The sequence below is a fragment of the Paenibacillus sp. FSL F4-0243 genome (assembly GCF_037963295.1).
GTDB lineage: Bacteria > Bacillota > Bacilli > Paenibacillales > Paenibacillaceae > Paenibacillus_AQ.
Genome location: NZ_CP150151.1, coordinates 778,853 through 794,718, shown reverse-complemented (window position 1 = coordinate 794,718; position 15,866 = coordinate 778,853). Strand labels below are relative to the sequence as shown.

The window sequence follows — 15,866 nt, the reverse complement described above, 5'->3', positions numbered from 1 at the left end:
ATACCTTTTTTTTTCAAAACCCACCCCGTGATGGTTTATTATTTATAAAGAGTCCCTATAGTCCGTTATTACATAGAAATCAGTTCTTTTAGTCCATAGATAATTGACATGTTTTATTGGTTACGTGGGGAAATATGTGGGATAGACCAATTCCGATCCTCGAGATAAGATTGATGAAAAAATATCCAAAACAATTAAGCTCACTAAGCAATTGCTTCTCTCTAGCATTATAAAGAAAGGTGCGCAGCAGCCAAATATTGTTCACCAAAAAATATCAAATTCATCCACTAGTATCTTATCACCGCTCGAACCACTTCGATATGCAACATTAACAGAGATCTTGTTAACTTTTGGTTTTAAACTTAATTTCCGAGTCATGCTTGGCATATTTGTAGATGTATGTTCAATAACCTGGAAGCCTACTTTCCTCCAAAATTTCGCAGCTTGCTCATCTTGAGCTGTCAGCAGCAGCATCTCAAAACCATCCTCGAGGTCTTCCAGATGATTAATTAATGTTTCTATAACCTTAGAACCAATCCCTTGTCCTTTAGGATTAACATAAAATTGAACAATCTCTACGGTAGGTCTGAAAATATGCGATGCTCCTATCGATTTTCGCTCATATAACCACATTGCTAAATGAAAATTTATACCAGGTCTGCCTTGTCCATTGATATAAACAGTTATTTCTTCTTTTTCAATTTCACTACGACGTATATTAATGTCGCAACCTAAATTAGATCCAATTTTTTCTTCAAGAGAAATAAAAAATGTATTAGGGATATTATTCAATGTTTTTGTAATCTTCGGTTGCCACCTTATATCCCCCCAATATAAACGTTCTCCCAGATTTATTGAGAATCCCCCCTATTTTTATAAAGATTAATAGTATTAAGATATTCTTCTATTGTCCAAATATGACAGTGAATATTTCGTATGAATCAAATGTTAATTACAAAGCGTTTCAGGCAGCATAAATAAAGAAGAGCCGAGGAATATTTTTCCTCGACTCAACTAATACATATTCTATCTTACAGATTATTCTATGCTTATAATCTATTCTAAGCCATCATCCGTTAATTGTATTTTTGCTTAATTTCAGCAATCCGCTCTGCAAGTCTGGCTGTTAGTATCATATTATGCTTCAACTTATTTCCTGCTGATTTATTAATTGCTTTATCGAAGTCCACACTTCTAATGAGATCATGAATATAAGGAACAACAGTAGGTTGTGCAGTAGAATAAGCAAGTACTGATTTTTTAAGCGTTGTGCTATCTAATCCCCACTCCACCGCAAAATCATTTACCGCATCCTGTAGCTTACTTACTTTCCAATGTTCATATGCTTCATCAAAATTGAACCGGCTTGATATTTTACCAGGCACAAGCTCATTATCCACAAATTCCTTCAATAACTGGGCTTGCTCATGTTCCCCCATATTACTCAACTCTTGAATCTGTTCATAAATAATACGGAGTGTTTCTTTATCTACCGTTTGAACACCATATGGCGAGGTAACTTTTGAACCGATTAAACTAAGAATATGATTTGCATCGATTACTTGTGTTCCCGCTAACTTCGTTTTTCCAACAAGCGTATTAACTGGTGTGGGCGGGGATGGAGGAGTTCCTGGCTGCCAAGTTAAGTTTTTATACGCACCGACATATTGCAACCAAGTATGCTCATCAATCCCAAATGAACCGTCATTCCACTTATACTCATAATATTGTTGAACCAAATTCAACTGTTCGGCGACATTCTCAAAAGAAAGTATAAATGCTTCTTTTGCCACTTCATCATCTTTAATTGTCTGCCAGTCTGTAGGGTTAGGTAAAGTAGGAAGCAGTTTCACAACTTTGATCTCTAGCTTTTGTACCGCGGTTACATAGGTATCAACAATTGCCTTACTGCTCTTTCCACCACTACTATATAACCTCAATGCCTCATTAACAGTTTCCTCGGTGATCCGTGGATATTGGAAGTTTATAATCGTTCCGAACTCTTTAGTAAAACCAAATATACGGTTTGTTCGTGAATAGGCTTGGATTAAACTTTGAAGTTCAAAAGAGCGGTCAACATAAAGGGTATTAAGCCGCTTAGAATCATAGCCTGTTAGTAGTTGAGCTGCCACAATCACAAGGTCTATGTTCTTAGTGTTACGCCCGCTACCACCCCTCGTGGCACGTTCCACAACATCTTCAAAGTAAGCATCCTCACCATGTTTTTTATCACCAGCGACAAATTCAATGCCCGTAAATACAGCATAGTCCTTAAACATAGCTTTTACAATCTTAGGGTCAAGTGGCGTAGTGTCATTTTCATTCCCAAAACTAAAGGTCATAGCGATATTTAATATTTCCCCACGCTCCGTCAGCTGCTTCTTAAATTCATCATAATAAGCCATCACTCGATTTTTAAAAGCGACGGTCAAAATCGCATTAAATTCCCTATTTTGTGATTGTGATTCCCAGTTATTCAGAATCTCTTCAACTACACGTGGAATATGTGTTTCATCTTGATAAATTAGTAATTTGTTTTTCTTCGCTTGTTTTTCAACGTCAACTTCTGAAAATGCTTGAACTTGACGTTCAATATCTCTTTCTAGTTTATCTGGGTGTTCTTCTTTAATTTTCTCGATAAGCTGTTCTCTCAAATCTTCGTAACTTTTAAACTCTCCCGTATTGATATAATCAACGTGAAAGCCTAGTACGTTTTTATCTGCAATCGCTTGTTCTATCGTATACTCATGCAAATTAGGCCCGAATAGCTTTTCGGTCGTATTAATGACTTCGCTTTTTTCGTTGATCATTCCTTTGATCAAGTTTTCATCAAATAAAGGCGTACCTGTAAAACCGTAGAAGAGTCCATTTTTCTTAAAATATTTCTTTATGCTCCCCATCATCTGTCCCATTGTTGTACGATGTGCTTCATCAATAATAAATACAAATTTCTTATCCGCCAAACTAGCATCGTGAGCTTCTTCTAGTTCCTTCACTACATTATTTAGTTTGAATGTTGTTGTCACCACAATGCCATTTTTAGCTGATTTAAGTATCTTTTTTAACTGATAGGTGTGTTGTGTATCATCAACAGAAACCGACTCATAAGCTGCATATGCTTTGAAGTTCTCGCTCGTCCGATTGTCTAGTTCACGCCGATCAACAAGAAAGATGACTTTATCAAATCCTGCTCTAGTCGATAAAAACAAAGCTGTTTTGAAGCTGGTAATCGTCTTTCCTGAACCAGTCGTGTGCCATACAAAACCGCCATGAGGTAACTTATCATCGTTGTCCCAACCAAATGCAGCACCTTCAACGGCTTGCAGGGCATGGACTTGATAAGGACGCATAAGCATATGTCGTCTGTTTTCTTCCTCACGTGCTTCATCAATAACTAAATAATCGCCTACTATCTGATGCGCCATAGGAATCATCAGAAATTGTCCAATTACTTTTTCCCAATCGTTTACAACATTATTTTTCTTATCCGCCCAATGGAAAACGAAACTAGGGTTAAAGTCTTCATATGTTTTTGGTGTAGCGAAATAACGAGTAGCGATTTCAGAAGTAATGACCATCATCTGTGAAAACGCCATGAAGTTATTATTGTATTCACCGTCACGATAGTAGCGCATAAACTGTCCAAATGCTTCATCTAGCGTTTTATCAGTCCGTTTTTGCTCGATATTGATAAGCGGCAAGCCGTTAATCAATAAGACGATATCAAAACGGTTATTGTTAGGTGTCTGTACTTCTCTAGCAATTCGATAACTAGAGTCTCCACCACGGACTTCTGCTTTTTTGAAAATCGTCAAGGTGATTTGTTTTCTCGTAATTATTGGATTGTCGTCGCGGTAAATGCCGTCAATCTTGCCTTTTGATTCTTCAATCGCTAGTATCTTTGCAGCTTCGTAGCTGTTACTGATTTGATGGACTTTAGCCATCACTTGGCTGAACTCATTATCTGTCAATTCCACACCTTCAAGTTGGTCTGCATTAATACGGTTGAGTTCACTGCGCCAATGATTAACCAAGTCAGAAACAGTAACTTTTTGCTTGTTACCATTTAGAAAGTCAGGTGCATCCCATTTATACCTAATGAGTTCTTTGACAAAATTCTCTTGAAACGTTTTCTCTGACGCATTTTTTGGTGTATCACTCACAGGTTATTCCCCCCTTCTATACAAACATCTCATTTAGATATGCCTTTTTTAGATTTTGTAGTTTTTCAAACTTACGCTGATGAAGGGTGATGAGGTGGTCTAGTTTTTTGAGCAATTCACTGATTTGGTCTTGTTCTTCAATAGATGGAAATGCAAAGCTCATTTTTCCAATTTGTTGGAAGTTTAATCCTTCACGGCCACCACCTGCTTGATTATTATCAATCTGTTGTTGACCTTTAGGAGATGTCAAGTTTAATTGAATAAAGTCTGAACTATAACCTTCAGCTGGTCTAACGATACAAACGTGCTGATTAACATTTGCGGGGCTAGAATGGCGATAAACTGCAGTTCTACCAATCGAAGCGCCCGTAATATTAAGCAATACATCATTCTTAACCACTCGACTATTTTTCATTTCTTCGTCAGTTTGAGGAGTAATATATGCCACATCATTTAAGTCAATTAAATCATCATAGACATTTTGAGATCTAAGTAGTGGAATACCTTCTAAAACGTATGAAGATTCTCCACCTTTGGGGGTTTTTCCACTTCCAATTTTTAAGGTTATCTTCTCTAACTCACGCTGTTCCCAAGCTCCAGTAAACCCCACAAATCTCCGTTTTGGCTCACTCTCACCTTCAGCGGGAAACATTTCAGAAAGATAAGCAGCTTTTAAGGCTTTCGTCTTTTCTAACTTACGCTGATGAAGGGTGATGAGGTGGTCTAGTAGACTGAAAAATTGTCCAATATTCTTTTGTTCTGAAAGCGATGGAACGCTAATTCTTGTATCTAGAATGTTCTTATTGTATAGCCTTTTAATTGTACTACCTTCAAGTCCTTGCCACTTCACGATTGAGTAAAACTGTTTCAGAAATGAACTATCAAGTCTTTCATCATGTTTCAACCAAACAATATTAGAATCTTGAAAATACTCGTCTTTCCCTGTGTATTCAACAGTTCGTCCAATACTTCCAGAAGCAGAAATCAAAATGTCACCAACTTTTGGATAGGAGTACTTGGCTTTATACGCCTCAAATAACTCACGGGAAATAAATGCGTCAGGATTTCCACCAAATGTTCCAATTTTATAAAAAGGAACTTCTCCAGATTCAGCAGTTTGCTCCTTAAATATGCGTTTATTCATGGCAACTGAACCTAACTCACCCAACTCACGCTGTTCCCAAGCGTGGCTATTTAGAAATCCCTTAAATCGTCTTTTTGGTACTAAATCTGTTTGTTCAGTCATTATCTCACCACCAATTCACTCAACAATACTTCAAACGCCGATTCCAAGTCACGACTTTCCTCGTCAAGTGCTGACAAAGTATCGGCATAACGATCGTGCAACATCTGTAGCATGTTTAGCTCTGTTTTTAGTGGTAACTCTGCCAAACCGACAATGGTTTCCACTGTGTTGCCGAACCATTTTTCATATATCAATCTATCAATTTCTTCATTTGTTAATGTCAGAATACGTTCTTGTACAGCTTCTTTGAGTGCTTTCTCATCCTCTTTTACTGCTTTGCTAAGTGCTGATTTATCTGTAAATAACTCCTCAATATTTTTCAATAGTTTATATTCATCGGTTCCTTTGCTTGCTTTCTTTAATTCCGACTTAACCGACTTATTTTCAAAAGCCTCGCCAGCTTCATTTAAGATTCCACCTAAAGCATCGGCTTCATCGCTATCTTCAACTTTCGCAGCCTCTACTAAGTCCGAAAGTTCATTTTCAATTTCTTGGATACGCATTTTCTTAGTTTCAATTCCTTTTAACTCATCACTGTACAGACGTTTTTCTATCAACTGATTCGGCACGATCATACCAACCCAACCATCTTGCTCTTCACGTTTTTTATCGCCTGATCCTTTCGTCACCATATTAGGCTCACGAGTTCGTCCTGCCGTATAGAAATCACTCAATGCGATAATTTCTGTATCATGGACCAATGAATTTTTCCAAATCTCCGCCACAATCTGATACCCGTTATAAACATCAATATAGTTAAACTCCGCCAAAAACGTCTTAATTTCAACAAGCATGTCATCCATTAACTGATTCGAATTGCTGTTGTTGTCTACGACTCGTAAAATGTCCCAATACTTATCAACATATGATATTGCTTTGCTTTCGATTTCTTTCGATTTTGCAACAATGCGAGTGTCACTTAATATTTCCTTAGATATTTCCTCAACTGGTTTCAAAAGTTCAACATAACCATTACGAACTTCCTTCAAAGACTGTACTAAAATATCTGGCACTGCAGACTGCAAAACCTTCAAGTCTTCAATATTCTGTTGAGGAATCCCACCAAGTAAATGTGCATCCACATCTTGGGGAATTTCTTCGTCTATTACTTCAACATAGCGAGGAATGTTCATGTTATATTGGTTTTCGAGAATATCTTTACGTTTCGCCAAACAGCTATAACCCTTTTCTTCTCTACGCTCAACATATGTATCCACAATTTTTGCAATGTCTTTTTCTTGTAGAACATTCTGTTTGCCGACTTTAATAAAACTGCGAGAGGCATCAATAATCAAAACAGGCTCATCTATTTTACGACCCTTCTTCAATATCATCACGGATACTGGAATAGATGTATTGGTGAATAGGCTACTCGGCAAGCCAATGATACTATCAATGTAGTTTTTCTCTAATAGCCTTTCACGAATCGCTCCCTCAGCCCCACCACGAAATAAAACGCCGTGAGGCAAGACAATCGCCATTGTACCATTTTTACCTAAGTGAAATAATCCGTGTAAAAGGAAAGCAAAATCCCCCTTAGAATCTGGCGGCAATACCCCGGCAATTTCAAAACGTGGGTCACTGACTTTTAATCCTGCTTTGTTCCAACCTTTTACGGAATACGGTGGGTTCATAACGACTGCATCAAACTGTACACCTTCATTCGGACGTTCTGGGTCTTCGGGCCAATCATGCGAAAGCGTGTCCCCATTTTTAATCGTCATTTTTTCTGGACGGACACCATGAAGTAATAAATTCATACGAGTCAAGTTATAGGTAGCTGTATTCTTTTCTTGCCCGTAATAGCTCAAATCCTTTTGGACTTCTTTACCTAAATGCTTCTTAACCGTCAAAAGTAGCGAACCAGAACCAACAGTGGGGTCATAGATTGTCTTAACATCAGACATTTTCGCTACAATTTGTGCCATGACTTCACTGACTTGATGGGGCGTGTAGAACTCCCCTGCCTTTTTCCCTGACTCCATTGCAAACTGACCGATAAGATACTCATACGCATCACCTAATACATCGCCTTTTTGCAATGCTACCATGTTCAAGTCTGCAAACAGCAAAATTAGAGACTTAATGTTTTTACTACGTTCGTTTAGATTGCTACCTAAAGCAGTATCCGTTAAATCAAGTGTCGAACTTGAAAACAATCCTTTGAAGTCACTAGAATCACTAGATACAGCAATTGTGCGCTCGAAATTATTCAAGCTATCCGTTACTTTTTGAACTTCGAAATTTCCCGAATTAATGTCTTTTAACCACGATTGGTAGAGATATTCAGGAGCAACATAATAGCCAAGTGCCATTTGAAGCATTTTATCTAGTTCTTCACCGTATTCTATTTTTGCCTTTACATACTCCTCTACTAATTCAGATTCAGTTATTTGCCCTAAATCGCTGCTTATTTTGAATTCTTCCAACGTTTTATCACTCAAAAACTTATAGAACATCAAACCAAGCATGTAATCTTTATAACGGCTAGCATCCATTGAGCCGCGTAATTCATTTGCTCCGTCCCATAATCTACGTTTAATTTCTTCTGATGTAATCACTTTGTATCCTCCATTGATTTTTCGTTTGTTCAACCCAATAATGTCGCCTAAATTAATCTCAAGCACCAAACATATATCGTCAAATTTACGGTAATCCCCAATGTCTCTCCTTTGTCTCGATTAGAGCGGATCGCTACTGTAAATTCAGTTAAAATTTTATATATTTTATCCATCTCAAGACCCATTCTACAATTAGAAATTGTAAACTTATACTTTATTCTATCATGTTGCCAAAAAAACTGCCTTAATGTATATGGGTGTTAATCAACCTGTGTTAAACGATTTCCCCATTATTTAACCGTTATAGATCATGTTTCAAAATTGACTTGAAAAAACATTCAATCTCGGTGGTGACATCCACATATTAGCAGATTAAACAACTCCGCACGTGAAAGAAGCTACTGCTCCATAAGAATTAGTTACTTACAAGCCCGGGGTAACATATCTAACAAACTAGCATATAATTTTTCTATCTGTTCCAAACAACCTCTTACTCTATTCTCCTATGCTTTTAATCAAACGTATCGAATGTTTTTTCTTACATATATTATTAATTTGATTATATTAGATGTGGAGGTTTATAAATTAATAACTATCAAAATTACTTTATGAACTATTAGAATCAACCCCGAGCAAGTAGTGATAGATAGAATTCAGAACGTTCTAATCAGGCCCCAATTACTGAAAGCAATTGGGAAAGGTGTCAACGAGCAAAAGATAGGGTGAATTAGCCTTTACATGAGGATCTCTTGCGTGAAAGTCAGAATTGCAAAACTGGAGGAAAACAAGCGAAATTACATTTCCTTGTATGAGATGGACCAAATCGACCGTGACCTCTTCTACGTGCGTCTCAATGGCAATATAATTATTAGATTTTCTTGCTTCGCCGCTTGCTCCCCCACGGGATCAGAGTCAAACAAAGCTGCTACCTTAAGATTATGAGATTTTAGAATGGTTGCATAAAAAAACTTTGCTTGCAGTTCCCGCGGGAATAAGGGCGATTTTATCATTTAAGCTAACAATATTATCACTACGTAGGATTTCAGAAACTGTTTCTATATACCAGTAGTCGGTAAGACCTTCGAAAACAAGATTTCTTTGTTGAGTGAATAAACTTTGAGCTAAATCATAGCCATGTGCTTCTTGCAATGGCAAGATAGCATTTGAGTCTGATGCGGTCACAGTTGTATGGATTTTCGCGCCCACTTCTAATGGAACTACGAAAAATTGCAGTCTGGCTCTTTTTTTACCCATCCTTAATTTTGGAGTGATATGTAATTTTAACTCTATCCGATAATCTTATAGTACCTACATTACCTTTACTTCCACTCCTCTTATTCAGATCTATAAAATAAATTTGAACCGTAACTCCGTTATTACTTTCGTATTTTATTGGCACTTCAATTCCAGACATGGCGGCTATCCAAGATAGACCAAAGAATACACTAACCAAACCACAAAAAAGCGGATTCAGCCCTATGCTGAACCCGCTCTTCCATTACTCACTTCGCTCTAATCAATAAGCCCCGACTTATGCAACAACCGCTGAATCAGTACTGCCACTTCCGCACGGGTGACATTAGCCTTTGCCTCCAGCTTATTGTCGCCACGGCCGCTGATCAAGCCAGCTTTGGCGGCAAGCGCCAGGCTGTCCTTAGCCCAGACACCTATGTTTCCTGCATCTGTAAAAGCAGCAAGTATGCTTGTCGCATCTACTGTGCCAGTCTGGTCCGCAAGGCCAGTTAACTTCATCGCTTTAGCGATAATGTTCATGGCTTGCTCGCGAGTGATTGGAACATTGGGTTGGAATGTCCCGTCCTCAAAACCGGTGATCAGACCGTACTCGGATGCCGTTTCAACCGCTCCTGCATACCAGCTATTATCTGGTACATCCACAAATGCTGTCTTCCCTTCCCCAAGCTTCAGTCCCAGACCGCGTACGATGATCGCCGCGAACTCCGCTCGGGTAATATCTGCGTTCGGGTTAAACGTCGTTTTGTTCACTCCGTTAATCACCAGACGTGATCCCATATCGTTCACTGCGTCCTTCGCCCAATGATTCTCCACATCCGCAAAAGTCAGTGGATGCCAGATCACCGAATACGAGCTATTCGTCACACTCTTAATAACTGCGTAGTATTTGCCGTCCTTCAGAACGAATCTGGTCGGTACATGGCGCACTGTGCCATTTGGCTCCACAACGACGCCAGTCGTAATCTGGTTTGGATCAGTACCACCTGGAAGTGCCACTATCCGCTCTACGTAAGCATTGAACTGACTCACTTCCACTGTCGATGTACCGTAAGTAGCGGTAACAGTGAAATCTAGTGACGGTGCAACGAGTGTAAAGCCACCTCTACTTGCAGTACCTGCCACTACCTGGTTCATAGATGCCGAGGTCTCACTGATCGTAATCTTCAGTGTGATATCTTCCAGCTTCAAGCCACTTCCAAGTTTTTTTGCTAACGCATCAATATTGATTTCGTCGGCTGGCAAAGTATAAGTACCTTTGCTTGTCTGAAACACTAGGGTAGCCGATGCGTTCTCCATGTTCTTAATTATTTGGCCATTTAACTCAGCGACGATGATGTTGGAATCCTGCGTCACCGGAACGGTCACCACCGCCCCATTACCTTCCGCGTCCAGCCTCGCTTGGAGTTTAGCTGGGTCGACGACGATAATAGTTGTTGCCACGTTTCCTAAGGTCGTTGTTGTTGCTTTGCCCGCGTTCTCTTCCTTACCGTTAACAAGGACGATCACATCGGTAACGACTGTGTTCGCATTACCGGGGGTTGTTCCGCTATTCGAGTTGCTTCCGGATCCTGGGCTGTCCGGATCAGTACCAGGTGTTACGGTGTCAGCCGCCACAGCGGCTGTTGCACTACCGTATTTTACCACCTTGCCGTCAGCATCTAGTTCTGCAATCCCAATTGTATCCCCATTGGCCGCAGGAACCAATCCCTCAATGCCTACAAGCATGTATCCAGTCAGGACATCTCCCACATTTGGTACGACGATGCTACCAGCGCCAAAGTTCTTATAAAAGAGCTTATGTCCTTCAGCCAGTGCAGGCGTAACGGTGATTTGCGTATAGCCGTTATTGGCCGAGCCACTTGGATCGATGGCAATCACGTTCAAGCCACCCGCAGGGTTAAACATATTAATTGTAAAGGTCAGCGTAGTTGACGGTCCCGCTGGAACGGACCCGCTAGCTACCACCCGTACCTTAACGATGTGTTCACCGCTCAAGTCCGGCAAGTTGGTTCCGTCGAACCGTATATATGGTCCGTCGTCCACTGAAAATTCCATACTTGTGTCCAGACCAACAATCGTATTGTTCAGATCATCAGCCGTGACTTCAGGCGCGGACGGAATGACCGCATTCGAGTCATGAACGATAACCTGAGCAGCAATAGAAGCGAATGCTGTTGCCGTTGCCTTTTCCCGAACATAATACGTGTCCGGCGCAAGGTCAGTAATCATTGTGTCTGTAACTTCTGTCCAAAGACCAGTGCTGCCTATTTTGTATTCCATTTGGACTGTCAGATTCTGAATGGTGCCATTATTAGCCCCATTGTACGTCACATCCGTGACAGTCACACCTACCGGAGCCGCTGCACGAGCTGGAATGCTTAACGTCTGTACCGCACTATCCGTAGTTGTTGAACCGTCACCTTTCTTAAGGATGCTCAGTGACGTTCCCAACCAGCTGCTATCAATTTCCAGCTTGCCATCTACTGGCACCGTAATCGCTGTATCGTTTACCATGTATGAGCCACTTGGCGTCAGGCCTGCCAACTGTTCAGTAGCATAGTCGATGACGGCCGCTGGCGTCGCTTCTGGCATTTTCGTGAATGCCGATACCGTCACTTGCACCGAAGCCGACGTAAATGCCGTCGCTGTTGCTTTCGTCCGCACATAATACGTTTCTGGAGTAAGCCCCGTCACGCTTGTACCAGGTACATCTGTCCATGCACCTGCTGTACCTTTTTTGTATTCCATCTCAGTAGTAACATTCGTTAATGTACCATCGTTTGTGTTCAATCCCGTTTCACCCGTTGCTGTTACACCAGTCGGCGCCACTGAACGGGACGGAATGCTTAGCGTCTGCGCCGCACTATCCGTTGTCGTCGAGCTGTTGCCTTTCTTCACGATGCTTAGCGATGTTCCTATCCAACTACTATTAATGTCCAGCTTACCATCTGCTGTCGCCGTAACCGCTGAACCATTTACCATGTACAAGCCACTTGGCGTCAAGCCTGTCAACTGCTCTGCCGCATAGTCAATGATGGCTGTCGGTGTTGCTTCCAGCGTTGGCACGAACGTAGCCACCGTCACGATCTTCGCTTCTGAGGCAAATGCTGTCAAAGTCGCTTTCGTCCGCACATAATATGTGTCCGGAATAAGTCCTGTCACGGTTGTGCCTGACACATCCGTCCATGCCCCTGCTGTGCCCTTCTTGTATTCCATCACGGTTGTTACGTTCGTCAATTTGCCATCGTTGGCATTTATCGCTGTTTCATCCGTCGCCGTTACACCAGTCGGCACCCCTGAACGGGACGGAATGCTTAACGTCTCCGCCGCACTATCCGTTGTCGTCGAGCCATTGCCTTTCTTCACAATACTCAGCGACGTTCCCAACCAACTGTTACCAATAGCTAATTTGCCATCTGCTGTCGCTGTTACCAAAGCTCCGTTTACTGTGTACGAGCTGTTTGGCGTGAGACCTGTCAATTGTTCGGCCGAATAATCAATAACAGCTGTCGGCGCCACTTCCGGTGTTGCTACAAAAGCAACCACCGCCACTTGCACTGAAGCTGACGCAAATTCCGTCGCCGTCGCTTTCGTCCGCACATGGTACGTGTCCGGAGTCAGTCCCGTTACGGTTACACCCGTCGCATCTTTCCATGCACCTGCCGCACCCTTCTTGTATTCCATCTCCGTTGTCACGTTCGTCAATGTACCATTGTTAGCATTCATCGCCGTTTCGTCTGTCGCCGTTATACCTATCGGCGCCCCTGGACGGATCGGAATGCTCAGCGTCTGTGCTGCGCTATCCGTAGTCGTCGAACTGTTGCCCTTCTTCACAAGGCTCAGTGACGTTCCCAACCAACTGCTATCAATAGCTAATTTGCCATCAGCTGTCGCTGTTACCAAAGCCCCGTTTACTGTGTACGAGCCACTTGGCGTCAAGCCTGATAACTGCTCTGCCGCATAATCAATGGTGGCTATAGGTGTTACTTCCGGCGTTGGCACGAAAGTAGCCACCGTAACATTCTGCGCTTCTGAAGCAAATGCCGTCGCCGTTGCTTTTGTCCGCACATAATACGTGTCCGGAACAAGTCCTGTTACGGTTACACCTGCTACATTCGTCCATGCACCTGCTGTACCCTTCTTGTATTCCATCGCGGTTGTCACGTTCGTCAATGTACCATCGTTAACACTGATCGCCGTTTCATCCGTCGCCATTACACCAGTCGGCGCCCCTGCACGAGGCGGAATGCTTAGCGTCTGCGCCGCGCTATCCAATGTCGTCGAGGCATTGCCTTTTTTCACGATGCTCAGCGACGTATCCAACCAACCACTGTTAATGGCCAGCTTACCATCTGTTGTCGCTGTTACTGCCGTACCGTTCACCGTATACGAGCCGTTTGGCACCAGACCGGTTAACTGCTCTGCCGTATAATCAATGATGGCTGCCGGTGTCACTTCCGGTGTTGCCACGAACGTAGCCACCGTCACGCTCTTCGCTTCTGACGCAAACGCCGTCACCGTCGCTTTTGTCCGGACATAGTAGATGTCCGGATCAAGTCCAGTTACGGTCGCACCTGAAATATTCGTCCAAGTACCCGCCACACCCTTCTTGTACTCCATCGCAGTTGTTACGTTAGTCAATGTACCATCGTTAGCACTTATCGCCGTTTCATTCGTCGCCGTTACACCAGTCGGCGCCCCTGGACGGGATGGAATAATCAGCGTTTGTGCTGGGCTATCCGTTGTCGTCGAACCATCGCCTTTCTTCACGATGCTCACTGACGTTCCAAACCAGCTGATGTCTATAGCCAGCTTACCATCCGCTGTCGCCGTTACCGCCGTACCGTTGTTAACCGAATACGCGCTGTTTGGCGTCAGTCCGGTCAGTTGCTCCGCTGCATAGTCAATGATGGCTGCTGGTGCCGGAGCTCCCGCCTCAAATATTTTGGCGGTTATTCTATAATGATCAGCGTCCGTATTATCGGTTGTCACCAAGACAAGCTTGTCGCCAAAGGTAGGATACAACCGGAAGCTTGGATAATATTCCACATCGAACATCCAAGTGTCTTCATTGTAACCCTGAAAAACCACCGGAGCGGAATCCAACGGCTGATCCGATGTAAAAACCAAATTACCGTCATTGTCATAATAATTCAGGTAAGCATACTGCGTTCCAGACCATTCTTTACCATAGTTGTACGCATCATTGATGGCATTGGTAGAAGTGGGGTCCGTACTTACGGTTACAAAGCCCGGATTTGCACCATCCCTATAAATAGCAGCCGAAGATTCGCCTAGAGAGCCGCTTACTGTAAAATCACCCTTACTCGTACCGTTCTTATCATATAAAGAAACCGTTGATGAGTCGTTTCTATAGTTATATTGGCTGAACATGAAATTCCCGTTGTTCAACGTGGATAGAAACAGCTGTTTTTCATCCGTTCTTATTCCTTTATTAATCGTATTTAACAGAGTTCCACTATTACTGAATATTTTCAGATAAACAGTATCCGTCTGGGGTCCTACTCCTGAATTGTAAGCAACCATATATACACCGTCTCCAGCGGATACATTAGACATGCTCGCATTATGGGAAACCAGAAGTGTTTCTCCCGAAACTGGGTTACCCTCAACAGTGAACACACGCGTAGCCGTGCTAATATTGTCGTTCCGTTGCCAGGAAAAAGCTATATTGCCGTCAGACAATTCCGTTATAGAGACAAAGCGCGTGAGTGCCGGGGTACTTGCGGCAGAGTATGTATTAATCTGTGTCTGACCGACCACCTTTTGTCCGGACTGGTTTAGCACCATGAAATAGGCATTGGGAGTACTCTCCCTAACGGTTCCCAATTGCAAATTGTTATCGCCGCTGTCGCTTTTATGGTAAGTAATCAGAATCCTTCCATCACTTAGCGCAAGCATATTCACATCAATCATTTTGTAATAGGTATCCATTAGACTACTCAGATCAACATCTGATCTAAGTGCTCCCGTGCGGTCAAAAATCTTTAAAAAATAAGAATAAACATAGGAATTGCCTTGATAAGCGAATGTGTTCAACACTACTGCGGTACTTCCGTCAGGAAGAACATCAACATCAGAAACATTCTTACCCGAGGCGTTTGTAACTGGAGGCTGAATGGGAAAATCCACCGTTTTGGTGAATGAGGGTGTGGCAGCGTATGCCCGGAGTGAAATCATCGGCAGCAGCCCAATGACTAAAATAAATGCCAATCCAATCTTGCCTAACTTTTTTAACATCGCTTTCCTCCTTGTCGAATGACTATTCATATAATTGTTAACGCTTCCGTAATTGCAGTTACTACAGAAAAGAAGATTTCTATCCTATTATATCGACATTTCTTAGAAAATAGTTTATTTTTCGACAAAAATATACGCTAAATCACGAATTTAATATGACTTTAGTCATATATAATTGTGTTCAAATAAAAAATCATAGATTCGCACATTAAAAAAGCCCTCTCTGTCTATTAAACAGATTAGGCCGTCACGTTTTGAATTCCTCATCCTGATTGCCGATGGAAAAAACGATCTATGATCATAGTTCTAGTTAATACAAAAAAAACCGAGAAAGGCACTTTATTTAAAAGTGTCTATTTCTCGGTTAGAGTTTTTTCATCC

The 15,866-nt window shown here is 41.9% G+C and carries 6 protein-coding genes; all 6 read right to left on the bottom strand.

Going from position 1 to position 15,866, the window contains the following annotated elements:
* Positions 1-261: 261 nt before the first annotated feature.
* On the bottom strand, positions 262-792 hold the full coding sequence (locus tag NSS87_RS03475) for a GNAT family N-acetyltransferase (protein WP_339244770.1): 531 nt from the start codon (positions 790-792) through the stop codon (positions 262-264).
* Positions 793-1,076: 284 nt separating this feature from the next.
* Entirely contained in the window at positions 1,077-4,163 is a 3,087-nt protein-coding gene (locus NSS87_RS03470) for an HsdR family type I site-specific deoxyribonuclease (protein WP_339244768.1), read from the bottom strand.
* A 16-nt stretch (positions 4,164-4,179) separates the two neighbouring features.
* Positions 4,180-5,409 (bottom strand): restriction endonuclease subunit S, encoded by a 1,230-nt coding sequence (locus NSS87_RS03465; protein WP_339244765.1) that lies wholly within the window; start codon positions 5,407-5,409, stop codon positions 4,180-4,182.
* Positions 5,409-7,970 carry a type I restriction-modification system subunit M gene (locus NSS87_RS03460; RefSeq protein ID WP_339244762.1) on the bottom strand — a complete coding sequence of 854 codons (2,562 nt, stop codon included), beginning with the start codon at positions 7,968-7,970 and terminating at the stop codon, positions 5,409-5,411. Before NSS87_RS03460 ends, NSS87_RS03465 begins: the two co-directional genes overlap by 1 nt.
* Positions 7,971-8,906: 936 nt before the next feature.
* Positions 8,907-9,224, bottom strand: coding sequence for a hypothetical protein (locus NSS87_RS03455; protein WP_339244761.1), 318 nt, complete (start codon positions 9,222-9,224; stop codon positions 8,907-8,909).
* A 258-nt stretch (positions 9,225-9,482) separates the two neighbouring features.
* Complete coding sequence (locus NSS87_RS03450) at positions 9,483-15,485, bottom strand: S-layer homology domain-containing protein (protein ID WP_339244758.1); 6,003 nt, start codon at positions 15,483-15,485, stop codon at positions 9,483-9,485.
* Positions 15,486-15,866 lie beyond the last annotated feature (381 nt).

Bases quoted from the DNA above. Each gene is read 5' to 3' on its own strand.
- NSS87_RS03465 (WP_339244765.1), bottom strand. From the start codon at position 5,409: ATGACTGAACAAACAGATTTAGTACCAAAAAGACGATTTAAGGGATTT.
- NSS87_RS03455 (WP_339244761.1), bottom strand. From the start codon at position 9,224: ATGGGTAAAAAAAGAGCCAGACTGCAATTTTTCGTAGTTCCATTAGAA.
- NSS87_RS03450 (WP_339244758.1), bottom strand. From the start codon at position 15,485: ATGTTAAAAAAGTTAGGCAAGATTGGATTGGCATTTATTTTAGTCATT.